Source organism: Devosia sp., from assembly GCF_025809055.1.
Taxonomy (GTDB): Bacteria; Pseudomonadota; Alphaproteobacteria; order Rhizobiales; family Devosiaceae; genus Devosia.
This window is the reverse complement of the sequence record NZ_CP075529.1, coordinates 2,834,598-2,851,776: the sequence shown is the minus strand read 5'-3', so window position 1 is coordinate 2,851,776 and position 17,179 is coordinate 2,834,598. Positions and strand designations below refer to the sequence as shown.

The following is a 17,179-nucleotide window of genomic DNA, read 5'->3' as shown; positions in this document are numbered from 1 at the left end:
CGCTGCACAATTCTACGACCCTCTGCACCCCACCACCTTAACTCACTGATATATAACTAGAAAAATCGCGCCGCCCATTTGGCACGCGACTTGACTCTCTTTTGTGCATTCCACACCGCGCCATGCCGGCGCCAAGGGGGTCACATGAAACTGGTGGTTGCCATCATCAAGCCGTCCCGCCTCGAAGAGGTCAGGCAGGCGCTCAATTCACTCGACGTGCACGGCATGACCGTTACCGAAGTGAAGGGCTATGGCCGGCAGAAAGGCCATTCCGAAATCTATCGCGGCACCGAATATGCGGTGCACTTCCTGCCCAAGCTGAAGCTGGAAATCGCCGTCGACGAGGCCCTGGCCGATTCTGTCAGCACCGCCATCCGCGATGCCGCCCAGACCGGCCGTATCGGCGATGGCAAGATCTTCATTCTCGACCTTCTGGCCGTCACCCGCATCCGCACCGGCGAAACCGGCGCATCCGCGCTGTGAGCCGCTTCCCCAATCCGGAGACTTTCCCGATGAAACTGTCCAATGTCCTGGGGGGTGCAGCCGCGGCCTCCCTTCTGATGGCGCTTCCCGCCTTTGCGCAGGATGCCGCCGCCCCGGCCGCCGAGGCCGTCGCCGAAGCCGCCGCGGTGGTCGACAAGGGTGACGTGGCCTGGATGCTCGTATCCACCATGGTGGTCATCGTCATGACCATTCCGGGCCTGGCCCTGTTCTATGGCGGCCTCGTCCGCGCCAAGAACATCCTGTCGGTGCTGACCCAGGTGTTCCTCGGCTTTTCGATGATTGCCATCCTCTGGGTGGCCTATGGCTATTCGCTGGCCTTTGCCGGCCCCACCGAAGGCGGGCTTTCCGCATTCATCGGTGACTTCTCCAAGTTCTTCCTCTCGGGCGTGACGCTCGAATCGACGGCCGCCACCTTCTCGGCCGGGTTCGAACTGCCCGAAATGGTGTTTGTGGTCTTCCAGTTGACCTTTGCCTGCATCACCTCGACCCTCATCGTCGGCGGCATTGCCGAGCGCATGAAGTTCGGGGCGCTGATGGCATTCCTGGCCATCTGGTTCACCTTCTCCTATGTGCCCATGGCCCACATGGTGTGGTCCGGCGCCGGCCTGCTCTACGGCATGGGCGCCTATGACTTTGCCGGCGGCACGGTCGTGCATATCAATTCCGGTGTTGCAGCGCTCGTCGCCGCACTGATCCTGGGGCCGCGCATGGGCTATATGAAGGAGCCCATTCCGCCCCATAACCTGGTGCTGACCTATATCGGTGCAGGCCTGCTGTGGTTCGGCTGGTTCGGCTTCAATGCCGGATCGAACCTGGAAGCCAATGCGCTCACCGCTGTGGCCCTGATCAACACGGTCCTGGCTCCGGCCGCCGGCGCGCTGGCCTGGGCGCTGGGTGAAAAAGTCACCCGTGGTCACGCCTCTGCACTGGGTGCCGTCTCTGGTGCCGTTGCCGGCCTGGTTGCCATCACCCCCGCCGCCGGCTTCTCCGGCGTCGGCGGCGCCATCGTCCTCGGCGCGATTGCCGGCTTTGTGTGCCTGTGGGCCGTGGTCAACCTCAAGCCGCTGCTCAAGTATGACGACAGCCTCGATGTGTTCGGTATCCATGGCGTTGGCGGCATTGTCGGCGCGCTGGGCACTGCCATCGTCGCCAATCCGTCCTTCGGCGGCTACCCGCTCGATGGCTATGACATGGGCGGCCAGTTCATGATCCAGCTCACCAGCGTCATCGTGGCGATCCTGTGGTCCGGCGTCGTGGCACTGATCGCCATGCTGATCGTCAAGGCCCTGTTCGGCGGCGCCAAGGTCTCCGAATCGGCCGAAAGCGACGGTCTCGATCTCTCGACCCACGGCGAGCGCGCCTACAACTGAGCCGAAGCGGCGGCCGGTTTCACCGCCCCCGCCACTTCGTCCAACGCACGTACAGACGGCCCCGGTGGTTTGCCCCGGGGCCGTTTGGCTTGGTTAGCATGCAATTAACCACAGCATCCTAGCATGGCGGCATCGGGCCCGCTTCCTTTTGGGCCTGCAAGCGAGTTTGCGTATCCATGCCCAGCCATCCCGTTCCGACACTCGACGAAATCCGCCCTGTGCCAGCGCGCGCCAAGGCCAGCTCCGGCCGTGCCCGGGCCGTGCCGACGCCGCCACCGGCGATCGCCATACGCATTCCGTTGCGTCTTGCAGGGGTGATCCTTCTGGCCGTGGCCACGATTGTGCTGGTGTCGCTGGCATCGTGGTCGGTGGATGATCCGTCCCTGTCCTACGCAACCGACAAGATTGCCGCCAACTGGCTCGGCTATCCCGGCGCGGTCATCGCCGACGTCGCCTTCCAGTTTCTGGGTCTTGCGAGCCTGGTGATGATCGTGCCGCTGGCCCTTTGGGGCTGGGCCATGATCCGGCGCCGCCGCCCCACCCTGATGGGCATTCGCGCCGCCGCCTGGATCGGCACCACCGTGCTCTTTGCCGGCATGATGAGCTTCATAGCCATGCCCGAAAGCTGGCCGCTGCCCACCGGGCTTGGCGGTCTGGCCGGCATGGGTTTCACCAATCTCGCCGGCATGATCGCCGGGTCCGACCCGCAGCCGATCACCTCGACGCTGTTTGCCATCATCCTGGCCGCACCGGCACTGGCGCTGCTGTGGATCGCCATGGGCCTGGGCACGGCCGTGCCGGTCGCCCGTGCGGCTGAAAAGCGCGGCAAATCGGCAACCGATGAGGCCGACGAGGCCGAACCCAATCCGGTCGTCGAAGTGGTGCTGGGCGCCCTGGTTCACACCGGCTACTCGATCCGCACCGCCTTCCGCCGGGCCCGCGCCGAACAGGCCGCCCGCCGCGCCGCCGAAGAGCAGGACTTTGCCGCTTCCGGCCAGGAGCCGAGCATGTCGGCATCGGGCCATGACTATGCCGATGAACCGCGCATGTCCGTGCCGCAGCGGCGCATCCATGCCCCGGCCGAGCCTGCCTTCGAACCGAGCATGGCGCCGCGCCCGGCTTCTCGCATCGGTGCCGCCAGCGACTATGACGACACCGCCATAGACTACCCGGAGGAAATCGAGGCAGACGACGCCCCGTTCGCGCCTGATGCGCCGGTCCCCAATCAGACCCGTCGTGGCGATTCGCGGTTCCATCCGGTCGATCATGGCGCGCCTGCGCCCGCCCCGCGCGCTCAGGTGCCGGTTTCGGCACCCGCCCCGCGCCCGGCCCAGGGCCAGCGCGTCTTCCGCGAAGCACAGGGCTCGTTCCTCGACGAACCCGCCGGGTTCGAACTGCCCGAGCTGAGCCTTTTGGCCGAGCCCAAGCGCACAGGCCCCTCGCCGGAACATGCCCCCGAGCGGCTCGAGGAAATGGCGCGGCGGCTCGAGGAAGTTCTGGGCGATTTTGGCGTCAAGGGCGACATCATCAATGTCCGCCCCGGTCCGGTCGTGACCCTGTTCGAGCTTGAGCCGGCTCCGGGCATCAAGTCGAGCCGGGTGATTTCGCTGGCCGATGATATTGCCCGCTCGATGAGCGCCATTTCTGCCCGTGTCGCCGTGGTGCCGGGCCGCAATGCCATCGGCATCGAACTGCCCAACCACAATCGCGAAACGGTGTTCTTCCGCGAGATGCTGGCCTCTTCCGATTTCGAGAAGATGAAGGGCAAGCTCCCCATTTGCCTGGGCAAGACCATTGGCGGCGAGCCGGTGATCGCGGACCTGGCGCGTATGCCCCACCTGCTCATCGCCGGCACCACCGGCTCGGGCAAGTCGGTGGGCATCAACACCTTCATCCTGTCGCTGCTCTACCAGATGACGCCCGAGCAGTGCCGCATGATCATGATCGATCCGAAAATGCTCGAACTCTCGATCTATGACGGCATCCCGCATCTGCTGACGCCGGTCGTGACCGATCCGCACAAGGCGGTTGTGGCGCTCAAATGGGCGGTGCGCGAGATGGAAGATCGCTATCGCAAGATGAGCAAGATCGGTGTGCGCAACATCGACGGCTTCAATCAGCGCGTTACCGAGGCCAAGAAAGACGGCAAGAGCATCACCCGCACCGTGCAGACCGGTTTCGACCGCGAGACCGGCGAGGCGATCTTTGAAAGCGAAGAGTTCGATCTCGAACCCTTGCCCTATATCGTCATCATCGTCGACGAAATGGCCGACCTGATGATGGTGGCCGGCAAGGATATCGAAGGCGCCATCCAGCGCCTGGCGCAGATGGCCCGCGCTGCCGGCATCCACATGGTCACCGCGACCCAGCGCCCGTCCGTGGACGTCATCACCGGCACCATCAAGGCCAATTTCCCCACGCGCATCTCGTTCATGGTGACCTCCAAGATCGACTCGCGCACCATTCTGGGCGAGCAGGGTGCCGAACAGCTCCTGGGCAATGGCGACATGCTCTACATGGCCTCGGGCGGCCGCACCAAGCGCCTGCACGGCGCCTTCGTGGCCGACAGTGAAGTCGAGGCGGTGGTCAATCACCTCAAGAGCCAGGGCACGCCCGACTATCTCGACAACATCACCGAGGAAGACGAAGAGGGCGGTGAGTTCGGCGGCGACGAAGCCGGCAGTTATGGCAGCGGCAGCGGTTCGGGCGACGAGCTCTACGACAAGGCCGTCCACATCGTGCTCACCGACAAAAAGGCCTCGACCTCCTATGTGCAGCGGCGTCTGGGCATCGGCTACAACAAGGCTGCGACCCTCATCGAGCGCATGGAGCAGGAAGGCGTCATCAGCCCGGCCAATCATGCCGGCAAGCGTGAAATCCTGGTCGGCAACAATGCCGACGGCTACTGATCGCTTTCAGGGCTGAACACGTATTGGCCCCGCCGCAAGGGGGGGCCTTTTACCAGGCTGGCCTGCCCTACCCCCGTGTCATTCCCGCGCAAGCGGCGACCCCCGTTTACAACGCCGGGCGGTGACGATTCCGGCGCCTTTACAATATCAGCCACTCCTTATATAAGTGAAATACGAAATAAGGAGTGAGCCATGGCTTTCGATATCGCAGACCATCTCGGCGCAACGCAGCGCGAGGTGCGCAATGTGGAAAAGGACGGCCAGTCTGCCAAGGCCGTCATCGCCTCGCGAACCTACAACACCGATATTGCCGATCTGTGGGAGGCGGTCACCCGGCCCGAGCGCATCAAGCGCTGGTTCGCGCCCGTCTCGGGCGACCTCGCGCTGGGTGGTCGATACGCCGTTGAAGGCAATGCCTCGGGCACGATCACGGCATGCGAAGCGCCGCGCTATTTCGCCGGCACCTGGGAATTCATGGGCCATGTGAGCTGGATCGAGGTTTACCTCGAACCCAAAGGTGACGAGACGCGGCTTGCCGTCCATCACATCGCCCCGCATCCCAATCCGCATTGGGACCAGTATGGCGCCGGCGCCGGCGGGGTCGGCTGGGAACTGGGGCTGCTGGGGTTGGCCGAACATCTGAAACGTCCGGAAGACGACGTCCGGGCCGAGGGGCTCAATGGCTGGGAGACGTCAGAGGAAGCCAAGGAACTGGTGCGGGCGGCCAGCGCCGATTGGGGCCGCGCCTCCATCGATGGCGGCGACGAGCCCGAGCAGGCCCGGCGAGCCGCCGAAGCCACGCGGCGCTTCTATTCGGGCGAACCGCCACAGGAGAGCTGATGCACGCCTTCGACGTCCTCGGCGACCCTGTGCGCCGCCGCATTCTCGAACTTTTGAGCGAGCGCGAGCTGGCCTCCGGTGATGTAGTCGCGGTCATCGGAGCAGAATTCGGCATTTCACAGGCCGGGGTCAGCCAGCACCTCAAGGTGTTGCGCGACAATGGCTTTGCCCAGGTGCGCCCGGAAGGCACGCGCCGCATCTATCGGCTCGATACCAGCCCGCTCAGGGGCATTGACGACTGGCTGGAGCGGTTCCGCGTGTTCTGGCCCGTGCGGCTCGAGGCTCTCGACACTGAAATTGCGCGTGGCAGGAAGGCGCGGGCGAAGGACGAGCCGCGGTGAGAATGGAACTTTCCAGCTGTTGCCGCAATTGCTCACTAGAGTAGAGTTGAACCACCCTTTCGCAAGGAACACCTGACGATGATTCGACGTCAAGCCCTGTTGCTCGGTATTGCTGCTGGCCTGTCCACCTTCGTGCCCGCCCTCGGGCAGGGCCGCGCCCTCAGTGCCGAAGAACAGCAGCTCATCAACGAGATCAACGTGCATAATTCGGCCATCTCGACCATGGTCGGGCGGTTCCTGCAGATCGACACCAATGGCGGACGCACCGAGGGGACCTTCTTCCTGCAGCGCCCCGACAAGATCGCCTTCCGCTATGCCCCGCCCAGCCGCGAGGAAATCGTCTCGATCGGCAATGGGTTCTACGTGCTCGATCGTCGCGAAGAGACCTATTACGCCTATCCGCAGGATTCGATCCCGCTGCGCCAGTTCCTGGGCAGCCAGATCAATCTGCTCAATGCCAATGTCGTCGATGTCACCCTGAGCGACGGCTATATCAGCGTCACCGTCATCGACGAAACCGTGGCCGGCACCGTGCAGGTCTCGCTGATCTTCGATACCGAGACCAAGGATCTGGCCCAGTGGACGCTGGTCGAGCCATCGGGCGCCGAACTGACCTTCTCGCTCTATGACGTGCAGAAGGGCGTGGAAATTCCGCGCTCCTTCTTCTCTATTCCCGCCACCTATCGCGGCAAGGAGCCGGGCACCTAAAAGCCGAAGGCCAGGATCGCCACGAGGCCAGCACCGCCGACCAGAATGCGCCACCAGGCGAAGGGCGCGAAGCCGTGCCGCGTGACGAAATCAAGCAGATACTTGACCACGAGCGCCCCCACGACGAATGAGGCGGCAAAGCCGATGGCGATGTTGAGCCCCAGGCTCAGGTCGATCAGCTCGCGGCTCTTGTAGAGGTCATAGCCAAAGGCGCCGACCATGATCGGCAGGGCGATGAAGAAGGTGAACTCGGCCGCCGCGCGCTTGGACGCCCCGAACAGCATGGCGCCCACCACGGTCGAGCCCGAGCGCGACACGCCCGGCACCAGGCTCAGCATCTGGAACAGGCCGACGATCAGCGCCAGGTGCCAGGGGAACCGGTAGATGTCGTCATAAAGAACCTTCTTGGGCATGGCGTCGACGAGCAGCAAAACCACGCCACCGACCAGCAGCGAAATGCAGATCACCAGCGGCGTCTCATAGAGCACCTGCTGGATGTATTCGCGGGCCAGCACCCCCACCACCACTGCAGGCAGGCAGGCCAGGATGACCGCCAGGGCAAAGTGCCAGGCATAGGCCTTGCCGGTCAGGGCATCGCGGATCAGCATGCCCAGTTTGGCGAAATAGACCGTGACCACGGCCAGAATAGCGCCGAGCTGGATGAGAACGATGAAGGTCGCCGGCTGGCTGAGGCCGAAGAAATGTCCCGCAAGCAGCAGGTGCCCGGTGGAACTGACCGGAAGGAATTCAGTAAGCCCTTCGAGAATTCCCAGCACCAGCGGCACAAAAAGACCTTGATCGCCGTTCATGTGATCCCCTAACTCGTTTTCGGGCCTGATTTTGCCAAACCTCTTAGTCCTGTTCGCAACAGGCGCCAAGGCGGGGACGGCGGGATGGCCACCAAGCAATTAGGGCGTCCCATGCCGAGCCTCGTGCACTACCCTCTCGATCCATCCTCCCGCCTCATCCGGCTGATCTGCGCCGAATATGGTGTGCCGCTGGATCTCGAGGAAATGCGCCCCTGGCTGCGGGACGAGCAGTTGCTGGAGCTCAATCCTGCGGCGACGCTGCCCATTCTGTTTGGCGAAAGCGAAACGCCCGCCATCGGCATCCTCGCAGTCATCCATGCCGTCGAGGATTTTTATGTCCCGGCCGACGGCGGCAGCCTGATGCCGGGCGATCCCCACGCCCGCGCCGAGATGTGGCGCCTGGTCGAGTGGGTGCTGTTCAAGCTCAATGACGAGGTCACGCGCTATCTCATCGAGGAAAAGATCGCCAAGCGCGACCAGCGCGGCGCGACCCCCGAGCCCTCGGTGCTGCGCGCGGCCAAGACCAACCTCACCGAACACATGCTCTATTTCAACTGGCTCCTGGCCAGCCGCAACTGGCTAGGCGGAGACGAGATGAGCCTGGCTGATTTTGCCCTGGCCGCGCATTTGTCGACGCTCGACTATATGGGCGATCTCGATTGGGCCAAGGCCAATGAGGTGCGCGACTGGTATTCGCGCCTCAAGTCGCGCCCGGCTTTCCGCACACTGCTCAATGACCGGGTGGTCGCCATGCCCCCGTCCAAGGGCTATGCCGATCTCGATTTCTGAGCATGCGCATCCTTTTCTTCGGGCTGGGCTATTCGGCAAAGGCCAGCGCGCAGTTTCTCTCGGGCCGCACACCGCGTCCTCATGTCACCGGCACCACGCGGGGCACGTCAACGCTGGAGGGCGATGTGCCCATGCTCCATTTCGATGGCGCCGCACCGGCGGAAGCGGTCGGCGCGGCCTTGAGGAACGGGCTTTCCCATGTGGTGGCCTCGATCGCCCCCGACGCATCCGGCGACCCGGCCTTGCGGCACCACAGACCGGACCTCGATGCCAATCCGGACCTCGAATGGCTCTGCTATTATTCGACCGTCGGGGTCTATGGCGATCACGATGGCGGCTGGATTGACGAATCCGCGCCGCTCGAGCCGCGCAATGAGCGCTCGCGCCAGCGGGTCAGGGCCGAGGCCGAATGGCAGGACTATGCCAGGGCGCGCGGCGTGCCGCTGCTGATCCTGCGCCTCGCCGGCATCTATGGCCCGGGCCGCTCCGCATTCGACAAGCTGGCCGATGGCACGGCGCGGCGGGTGATCAAGCCCGGCCAGGTGTTCAACCGCATCCATGTCGACGATATCGGGCGGGTGACCGGCCTTGCGGCGGAGCAGAAGCTGGCCGGCATCTTTAATCTCGCCGATGACGAGCCGGCGCCCCCGCAGGACGTCGTCAGCCACGCTGCCGGCCTCATCGGCACCGAACCGCCGCCCGCCATTGCCTTCGAGCAGGCCGATTTTACCCCGATGCAGCGCAGTTTCTATTCGGACAACAAGCGCGTGTCCAACGCCGCCATCAAGCGAGCCGTGGGACTGGACCTGCTCTACCCCACTTACCGAGAAGGCCTCGCTGCAATCCTTGCGAGTGAACGATGACACCAGAACCTGCCCGCGCCGCCCCGGACCGCGTCGTGCTCGAAGGACGCTATGTGCGTCTCGAACCCCTGGACAGGCGCCACGCCGCCGATCTTTTCGCCGTATCCACCATGGCAGGTGGCGCCGAGCGCTATCGCTGGTTGTTAAGCGAGGCACCATCCAGCCTCGCTGCCATGGAACAGCGAATCGCCGAGACCAATGCCGGGCCGGACCGTTATGTGGCCATCATCGACAAGGCCAGCGGCAAGGCCCTGGGCCAGCAGGGCTGGATGCGCATCCGCCCCGAGCATGGTTCGATCGAGATCGGCGGGGTCTATTGGGGCCTGCCCATGGCGCGGTCGCGGCTGGCGACGGAAGCCCTGTTCCTGTTCGCCCGTCATGCGTTCGAGGATCTTGGCTATCGGCGCTTCGAATGGAAATGCAACAATCGCAATGAACCCTCCAAAGCCGCCGCGACCCGGTTCGGCTTTCGCTTCGAGGGCGTGTTCCGCCAGGACATGATCATCAAGGGCGAAAACCGGGACACCGCCTGGTTCTCGATCCTGGACACGGAATGGCCGGACCTGCGGGCCGAATACGAACGCTGGCTGGACCCAGCCAACTTCGGCGCCGATGGTGCGCAATTGACCCGGCTCGCGACGCCGCGCGGGTGAACTGCTGTGACATCACAGGCCAGCCAGGATCGGCTACACTCGATCCATCGATTCTGACCGGCTTTCCATGCTTTCCTTCCTGCGCCAGCGCCCGGCCCCGATCCCCAAGTCCACGCGCATCGAGCTCGATGGCGTGGAGGTGGACATCCGCGTCAAGGTCAGCGCCCGGGCCCGCTCGCTCCGCCTGTCGCTGCCCGCCACCGGGCCCCTGCTGACCTTGCCCAGCCAGGCGCGCTGGAGCGATGCGGAGGCGTTTCTTCACAAGCACAGACACTGGCTGGCGGCGCGATTGCCGCGCGCCAGTCGCGCCCAACACCTGGCGGTCGACGGCATTGTCCCGCTGCGCGGCGTTCCGCATCGGGTCCGCGCCACCGGGCGCGTGCGCGGACGGGTGGAGACGGGTGACGATGAGAACGGCCCGTTCATCGCGGTGCCGGGCGCGCCCGAACATCAGCAGCGGCGCCTCTATGACTGGCTCACGAGCCAAGCCCAGGCCGATCTCGAACAGCGCAGCATCCACCACGCGACGCGCCTCGGGGTCAGCGTGCGCCAGGTGCGGCTGCGCAGCCAGTCGAGCCGCTGGGGGTCCTGTTCGAGCACAGGCACCATCAACTACAATTGGCGGTTGATCCTGGCGCCTGCGCATGTACTGGATTATGTGGCCGCCCATGAAGTGGCCCATCTCATCGAGATGAACCATTCCGATGCCTTCTGGGCAGTGGTGCGCCGGACCTTGCCGGATATGGAACGCGGCCGGGCGTGGCTGAAAGCACACGGTCGCGAGCTGATGAGCTGGCAGAAGCCCGGTTCGGCGGGATGAAGTCCAGGCCTGCCGCTTTGCTGCCGCATTTGCTGTCCTAACAGATTGGCATGCGTCGCCTCCTGCCCCTCATTGCGATCCTTTTCGCCTTTGCGTCCCTCGCCGGGACCAGTCTGGCGCATGCGCATCGCTATGTGTCGACGCCGATCGTGGTGCTGAACCATGTCGACGAAAACAATGTCGCCATACCGGTTGTGGTGCAGGTGCAGCGCGGCAATATCGACCTGGGCTCGGGGATCGTCATGCCCTGCGGCCCGCATCACGCCATTGGCGTCAGCGCACCGCAATTGCCCCCGGCGCCGGAATGCCGGCCGGTCTATGGGCACGAGCCCGCAGCCGATCCCCATTGGCCTGCCCGCACACCCCTGCGGCCACCCAAGGCAGCCTGAGCACGCCTCCACCCTCTTTGCTCAGCGCCCCGACGGGGCCGAAGGATCATCATGTCTCATATCGCTGCCGCGACCCTGTCGCGCCGCGCCCTGCTGGCGGGCCTCGCCAGCATGGGCGCCCTCGCCCTTGCCGGATGCACGACCACCGGCACCACCCCGATCACCAACCCCGCCGAGCCGGTACGCAATGCCGTGCCGCCGGACGTGTTGGCGCAATACGCGGCCCTGCCCAACGAAGATTATTTTGTGCCGGCCGCCGACATTTCGATGATGCCGCCCATGTTCTGGCGCCAGGAAGTGGACAATGTCACCGGCCAGCCGGAGGGCACGGTGGTGGTCGATACCGCCAATTACTTCCTCTACTGGACCATGCCCAATGGACGGGCCATGCGCTATGGCGTGGGCCTGGGCCGCGCCGGGTTTGAATGGAGCGGCAAGGGCCATATCGCCTATAAGCGCAAATGGCCGGTCTGGACGCCGCCCGCCGAGATGATCGAGCGGCAGCCGGAACTGGAAATCTACCGCCGTGGCCAGCCGCCGGGCCTGCTCAACGCCCTGGGCGCCCGCGCGCTCTACATCCATCAGGGCAATCGCGACACGCTCTATCGCGTGCATGGCACCATGGATGTCGCCTCGATCGGCAAGGCCGTGTCCAGCGGCTGCGTGCGCCTATTGTTCCACGACATCATCGACCTGCATGACCGCGTGCCCAATGGCGCGCCGATCGTGGTGCTGTAGCCGCAAAACCAGCCGAACACATCTGCGCAAGCAAAAGCCCCCGGAATGATCCGGGGGCTATTCTTTTGCTCAACGGTGCTGGGCGTTTCGCCTCTGAACCTTTCCTGCGGCTTCATCGCCCACTCGCCCCTCACGGATGAGGGGGATGAGCGCCCTTAATTGCCGAAGATCAGGTCCATCAGCGTGCGCTGGGACTGCGGTTCCTGATAGACCGGCTGCTGCTGGCTGAAATCGGCCGGCGGCGCAAACGTCGTGGTCTGCTGCTGCGCCGGAGCGCTGGGCACCCAGACCTGCTCGCCGGTGGCCGGATCAACGACCAGCACCATGGGCAGGCCGGTTTCCGGATCGATCGGCGCCTGATTGGCATCATATTGCACCACCTGGCCCGAGGCATCGATCGGCAGGCCGGTCGCGGGATCGACCATGGTTCCGGTCTGGATCGGCGGATTGCTCGACTGAGCCTGATAGGGCTGCAGCGTCTGGCTGGGCTGGCCAGTAGCCGGATCAATGGCATAGACCTGCCCCGTTGCCGGGTCGGTCATGGTCTGCACGGGCTGGCCGGTGCCCCCGTCGACATATTGTACCGCCGGCTGGCCGGTGGCGGGGTCGATGACGGGTTGGCCGGTATTGGGATCGATCATCTGCTGGGCGATCAATTGGCCGGCATAGGACCCGCCCGGAATATTGGCCGGGCTCTTGCCCTGATGCGCTTTGGTCATGAAGTCGGACCAGATCTGGGCCGGGACATTGCCGCCGGAGAGCTTGGTGCCCTTGTTGTCGTCATTGCCCAGCCACACGCCGGTGACCATGGCGGAGGTATAGCCGACAAACAGGGCATCGCGCGATTCCTGGGACGTGCCGGTCTTTCCGGCAAATTCCCAGCCGCCGAGATTGGCGCCCTTGCCGGTGCCCACTTCCACGGCGGTTTCCAGCATGTCGTTCATTTCGGCCAGCACATTGGGGTCGATCACCCGGCCCGGACCGGCGGTCGAGGATTCGAAGAGCAGCTTGCCGTCGACATCCTCGATCTTGGTGATGACATTGGGGATGACGCCATTGCCGCCATTGGCGAAGGGGGTATAGGCGCTGGTCAACTCGAGCAGGTTCACCTCCTGCGTGCCCAGGGCAATCGAGGGGACCGGGGTGAGATTGGAGGAAATGCCCATGCGCATGGCCACCTCGATCACCTTTTCGGGCGTCACATCGATGGCAAGGCGCGCCGCAATGGTATTGAGCGAATAGGCCAGGCCCTGGCGCAGGGTGACCGTTCCGGCATATTTGCCCGAGGCATTGCGCGGGCTCCAGCCGTTATAGTCGAACTGGGCATCCTCGGCCAAAGTGTCGGGCGTATAGCCCTTTTCCATGGCAGCGAGATAGACAAAGGGCTTGAAGGTCGAGCCGGGCTGGCGCTTGGCGGTGACGGCGCGGTTGTACTGGCTCTGCTGGTAGTCGACGCCGCCCACCATGGCGCGGATGGTGCCGTCCACGTCCATGGCCACCAGGGCACCCTGGGTGAAGCCGCGGTTCGGCCCCTCATTGGCCACCGCTTCCTTGACGATGAACTCGGCATCCTTCTGCATGCGGTAGTCGATGGTGGTCTGGACCACCACGTCCTTTTCAATGTCGCCGATATAGGCGGTCATCAGGCTTTCGACCCAGTCGGCCACATAGGATTCCGACCCGGCAACGCGGGTACGTACGGTCTCATCGGGATCGATGCGCGCGGCCGAGGCCTCGGCCTCGGTGATATAGCCCTCGCGCGCCATGGCATTGAGCACCAGGCGCTGACGCTCGATGGCGACCTGCGGATTGGTCTTGGGATTATAGGCGGAAGGCGCGGGCAGGATGCCCACCAGCATGGCCGCCTGGCCCAGCGACAGATTGCGCGCCGAAACCCCGAAATAGGTCTGAGCCGCTGCCTCGATGCCGGTGGCACCGGCGCCGAAATAGACGCGGTTCATGTAGAGTTCGAGAATTTCTTCCTTGGTGAAATTCTGCTCAAGCCAGATGGCAAGGATGGCTTCCTGCACCTTGCGGCCCAGAGTCTGGTCGGGCGTCAGGAACAGGTTCTTGGCGACCTGCTGGGTGATGGTGGAAGCGCCGCGGGTGATATCGCGCGCCTGTACCGATTCGACTGCCACCGAAATCAGACCCAGCGGGTCGACACCGAAATGGCTCATGAAGCGCCGGTCTTCCGAAGCGATGAAGGCCGCCGGGACGTAATAGGGCAGTTCACGGAAGGTGATGGCCTCGCCGCCGGTCTGGCCGCGATTGGAAATCAGGCTGCCATCGGCGGCCAGGATGCGGATATTGGGCGGGCGTTCGGGAATGGCCCAGGTATTGGACGAGGGCAGTTGGGCGCCGTAATAGACGATGATGCCGATGACGGCCAGGCCGCCCCAGAGACAGGCGACAAAGCCCCACCAGAGCAGGCCCATGAGAAAGCCGCCGGAGCGCGACCGGCGCTTTTTCGGCTTGGCCGCCACGGCCTTGCCGCGACGCGGCTTTTCCGAACGCGGCGGCTTGGGTGGCTTGCCGCCGCGACCGCCACCGCCATTGCCCGGGGCGCCGCCGGAGCGCTCGTCATCGACAAAGACGCCGACCGAGCGGCCCATGCTGGGCTCGACGCGCTGGCCGCGCGCCGCTTTCGGTTGTGCCTTGCCCTGCTTGGCATTGGGGGCACCAACACGATCATCGGCCGAAATGCGGAAGTCCATCGAATGGTCCTGGGCTTTGGGGTGTCACACCGCTTCTACTCTGTTCTCTCCATGAGGGAAACAAAAGGTAAGCGAGAGGTTAAAGTCCGGCTCGACGGGCGCCTTGAGCGGTCTGCCGCTCCCACCATCTGCCGCGCGTCCGGATGAGACGGTTCTGTGCGGCAAATGTGGCCGGTTTATGTGGGTCCGGACGGTCTGGGCGCCTGTGTGTCGCCCGGGCCACAACCCCCGGATTGCCCCCGTCCGGCAAAGCGCTTGCGGAGTGCAGCGCCGAAAGGCACAAGGGCCGGATGAGAAGACGCCTCGCCCTTGCCATCATTGGCCTTCTGCTGACTGCGCAGGTTCGGGCCGATGCGGTGACCGACGCCTTTGACGGCGCCATCGCGGCGTTCGAGCGCGCGCGCCCCAGCCTGGCCCAGCCCGAGAGCGGGGTGGATCTTTCGGCCTATCGCGACGCCTTGACCCTGCGCCGCTTCGCCTCGAACCATTGGGGTGGCACCGTGCTTCTGGCCGTCGTCAACCAGACCACGGCCAATGGCGAATGCGGCCGGTTTGCGGCCTTTGTCCGCATGCCGCCGGACAATGGCAGCATCAGCCTGGTGCTCTGCCCGCAATTTTCCAGCGCCGGCACCGATGGCCTGCGCGTGCTGACCATTCTGCACGAACTTGTGCATGTGGTTGCCGGTCCCGACGAATGCCGGGCCATGGCCTTTGCGGCGCGCATTGAACAGGCCGCCTTCGGCCAGTTCACCGATGTCTCCCGCTATTGGCAGGCCAATGGCTGCGCCGGATCCCGCTTCAGCCTGCCTTAACGCCAGCCCAGGCCCGGCGCGACATGGGTCAGAATGGCTTCGATCACATGAGCGTTATAGTCGACGCCGAGCTGGTTGGGCACCGTCAGCAGCAGCGTATCGGCTTCGGCAATGGCCTCGTCGCGCTTGAGCTCCTCGATCAGCTTGTCCGGCTCGGCGGTATAGCCGCGGCCGAAGACGGCGCGCTTTTCCGGCTCGATATAGCCGAACTGGTCTTCCTCTGGACGCCCGGAGCCGAAGTACATGCGGTCCTGATCGTTGACGAGCGCAAAGATCGAACGGCTGACGGAAACGCGCGGCGTACCGGGGTGACCGGCTTCCGCCCAGGCGGCCCGATAGGCGCGGATCTGTTCGGCCTGCTGGATGTGAAAGGGCTTGCCGCTCTCGTCGAATTTGAGCGTCGAGGATTGCAGGTTCATCCCCATCTTTGCCGCCCAAACAGCGGTTGCGTCGCTGGCGGCGCCCCACCAGATGCGCTCACGCAGGCCCGGCGAATGCGGTTCGAGCCGCAACAGGCCCGGCGGATTGGGGAACATGGGCTGCGGATTGGGCTGGGCGAAACCCTGCCCGGCCAGAGCCTTGAGGAATATTTCGGCATTGATCCGGGCCATGTCCGCGTCGGTCTGGCCCTCGGCCGGCTCATAGCCGAAATAGCGCCAGCCATCGATGACCTGTTCGGGCGATCCGCGGCTGATGCCCAGTTGCAGCCGCCCACCGGCAATCAGATCGGCAGCCCCTGCATCCTCGACCATATAGAGCGGGTTTTCATAGCGCATGTCGATCACGGCCGTGCCGAGCTCGATTTTCGTGGTTTTCGCCCCGGCCGCCGCCAGCAGCGGAAAGGGCGAGGCCAATTGGCGGGCAAAGTGATGCACGCGGAAGTACGCGCCATCGGCACCCAGCTCTTCCGCCGCCACCGCCAGATCGATCGACTGCAACAGCGCATCCCCGGCCGACCGCGTGCCGGAATTGGGCGATGGGCTCCAGTGGCCAAAGGACAGAAAACCGATCTTTTTCATGTGTGTCTCACCGTAACTCCGCCTCCAAGGTTGGCGTCGCCTGTCTAGTTAGGCGCTCACTCCGCCTCCCAACAGGCCGGCAATTCGAACGCATTGATGCATGTGGACGAACAGACTCGCGCCGACAAGAAGGCACGCCCATGTGCCTGCTTTGGTAAGCACAATCTGGTTGGTTTCGGCGCGGCGCATCCAAGAGTGATCAGCAGATGAAGCGGTCACCAAGCACGTCCCAGAGCTTGATGCCCAGGGAACATATCTCATCTTGGTTCAGCCAATACATCGTGTGGGAAGGCGTTGAAAAATTTAGGATAAGAAGCTCAAGTGGAGCGTCGACCAATTGTCCGTACGCCAGAACATCTGACACCACCATTTGCGTTGTGTCCGCATCCGCAGGTGTCGTACCGGCCCATGAGAAAGCGTGAAATCCCAGGAGACTGTTGGATGAACTAGAGCGCCAAGGGCGGCCCTCCTTGTCACGACCACCGAGAAACGCCAAGGCGCAGGCGCTTGCACAGACCTGATCACCCTCGACGACTGTCTTAATTCGCCTCTCTTTGAAGACCGTGCCCAATCGCATGCCCTCGTAGAGCGAACCGCCGGGGCTGGCGAGGTAGATGGCGATGTTACTTCGGATCTCTGCTTGCGATAGGAATTCGAACAGACGCTCCACATCGCCTTCTTCGATCTCTCCAGTTGCCAGAATGGCGGTCACCGCCGGCATGCTGCTAGCGTTTGGATGTTGCATGAATTCCATGCCAGTGGCCCTACCCGCCAAACCAGCGACTAGGAATACCAAGCCAACAATGGCCGTGCGATCGATCATGATTGCCCCCAAGTAATGCTCTCGTACGTTAGGGACAATTGTGAGGGAGGCAAGCCAGGACAAGACTCCCGAAGG

General features: G+C 64.0%; 17 protein-coding genes. 13 read left to right on the top strand and 4 right to left on the bottom strand.

Annotation, left to right across the window (positions count from 1 at the left end):
• The first annotated feature begins 144 nt into the window (after positions 1-144).
• The 6 genes from KIT02_RS13995 to KIT02_RS13970 all read left to right on the top strand — a co-directional run bounded on the left by KIT02_RS13995 (position 145) and on the right by KIT02_RS13970 (position 6,672).
• A complete protein-coding gene (locus KIT02_RS13995; protein ID WP_297578744.1) occupies positions 145-483 on the top strand; it encodes a P-II family nitrogen regulator in 339 nt (112 codons plus the stop codon).
• A gap of 29 nt (positions 484-512) precedes the next feature.
• Complete coding sequence (locus KIT02_RS13990; RefSeq protein WP_297578740.1) at positions 513-1,874, top strand: ammonium transporter; 1,362 nt, start codon at positions 513-515, stop codon at positions 1,872-1,874.
• 176 nt (positions 1,875-2,050) lie between these two features.
• Entirely contained in the window at positions 2,051-4,783 is a 2,733-nt protein-coding gene (locus KIT02_RS13985) for a DNA translocase FtsK (RefSeq protein ID WP_297578737.1), read from the top strand.
• A gap of 192 nt (positions 4,784-4,975) precedes the next feature.
• Positions 4,976-5,623 (top strand): SRPBCC family protein, encoded by a 648-nt coding sequence (locus KIT02_RS13980; protein ID WP_297578734.1) that lies wholly within the window; start codon positions 4,976-4,978, stop codon positions 5,621-5,623.
• The gene (locus tag KIT02_RS13975) at positions 5,623-5,964 is read left to right on the top strand and encodes a metalloregulator ArsR/SmtB family transcription factor (RefSeq protein ID WP_297578732.1); all 342 of its coding nucleotides are present in this window, start codon (positions 5,623-5,625) and stop codon (positions 5,962-5,964) included. Before KIT02_RS13980 ends, KIT02_RS13975 begins: the two co-directional genes overlap by 1 nt.
• A 78-nt stretch (positions 5,965-6,042) precedes the next feature.
• Positions 6,043-6,672 carry an outer-membrane lipoprotein carrier protein LolA gene (locus KIT02_RS13970; RefSeq protein ID WP_297578729.1) on the top strand — a complete coding sequence of 210 codons (630 nt, stop codon included), beginning with the start codon at positions 6,043-6,045 and terminating at the stop codon, positions 6,670-6,672.
• Here the strand turns inward: KIT02_RS13970 and KIT02_RS13965 are convergent.
• Positions 6,669-7,481: an undecaprenyl-diphosphate phosphatase gene (locus tag KIT02_RS13965; RefSeq protein ID WP_297578726.1), complete on the bottom strand. Its 813-nt coding sequence runs from the start codon at positions 7,479-7,481 to the stop codon at positions 6,669-6,671. The two genes, KIT02_RS13970 and KIT02_RS13965, sit on opposite strands and share 4 nt — an antisense overlap.
• 84 nt (positions 7,482-7,565) lie before the next feature.
• Between KIT02_RS13965 and KIT02_RS13960 the strand changes: the two genes are divergently transcribed.
• The 6 genes from KIT02_RS13960 to KIT02_RS13935 all read left to right on the top strand — a co-directional run bounded on the left by KIT02_RS13960 (position 7,566) and on the right by KIT02_RS13935 (position 11,733).
• Entirely contained in the window at positions 7,566-8,270 is a 705-nt protein-coding gene (locus tag KIT02_RS13960) for a glutathione S-transferase family protein (RefSeq protein ID WP_297578723.1), read from the top strand.
• A gap of 2 nt (positions 8,271-8,272) precedes the next feature.
• Positions 8,273-9,133, top strand: a complete 861-nt coding sequence (locus KIT02_RS13955; protein ID WP_297578721.1) for an NAD-dependent epimerase/dehydratase family protein — start codon at positions 8,273-8,275, stop codon at positions 9,131-9,133.
• Entirely contained in the window at positions 9,130-9,786 is a 657-nt protein-coding gene (locus KIT02_RS13950) for a GNAT family protein (RefSeq protein WP_297578710.1), read from the top strand. Before KIT02_RS13955 ends, KIT02_RS13950 begins: the two co-directional genes overlap by 4 nt.
• A gap of 67 nt (positions 9,787-9,853) precedes the next feature.
• Positions 9,854-10,606, top strand: a complete 753-nt coding sequence (locus KIT02_RS13945) for a SprT family zinc-dependent metalloprotease (protein ID WP_297578707.1) — start codon at positions 9,854-9,856, stop codon at positions 10,604-10,606.
• 50 nt (positions 10,607-10,656) lie between these two features.
• Positions 10,657-10,995, top strand: a complete 339-nt coding sequence (locus KIT02_RS13940; protein WP_297578703.1) for a hypothetical protein — start codon at positions 10,657-10,659, stop codon at positions 10,993-10,995.
• 51 nt (positions 10,996-11,046) lie between these two features.
• A complete protein-coding gene (locus tag KIT02_RS13935) occupies positions 11,047-11,733 on the top strand; it encodes a L,D-transpeptidase (RefSeq protein ID WP_297578701.1) in 687 nt (228 codons plus the stop codon).
• Positions 11,734-11,888: 155 nt separating this feature from the next.
• On the opposite strand, the gene KIT02_RS13930 is transcribed toward KIT02_RS13935, so the two are convergent.
• On the bottom strand, positions 11,889-14,450 hold the full coding sequence (locus KIT02_RS13930; RefSeq protein WP_297578698.1) for a PBP1A family penicillin-binding protein: 2,562 nt from the start codon (positions 14,448-14,450) through the stop codon (positions 11,889-11,891).
• A 290-nt stretch (positions 14,451-14,740) separates the two neighbouring features.
• Between KIT02_RS13930 and KIT02_RS13925 the strand changes: the two genes are divergently transcribed.
• Positions 14,741-15,262, top strand: coding sequence for a hypothetical protein (locus KIT02_RS13925; RefSeq protein ID WP_297578695.1), 522 nt, complete (start codon positions 14,741-14,743; stop codon positions 15,260-15,262).
• On the opposite strand, the gene KIT02_RS13920 is transcribed toward KIT02_RS13925, so the two are convergent.
• Positions 15,259-16,281 carry an LLM class flavin-dependent oxidoreductase gene (locus tag KIT02_RS13920; protein ID WP_297578692.1) on the bottom strand — a complete coding sequence of 341 codons (1,023 nt, stop codon included), beginning with the start codon at positions 16,279-16,281 and terminating at the stop codon, positions 15,259-15,261. The two genes, KIT02_RS13925 and KIT02_RS13920, sit on opposite strands and share 4 nt — an antisense overlap.
• 199 nt (positions 16,282-16,480) lie before the next feature.
• Positions 16,481-17,104, bottom strand: coding sequence for a hypothetical protein (locus KIT02_RS13915; RefSeq protein ID WP_297578690.1), 624 nt, complete (start codon positions 17,102-17,104; stop codon positions 16,481-16,483).
• Positions 17,105-17,179: the final 75 nt, after the last annotated feature.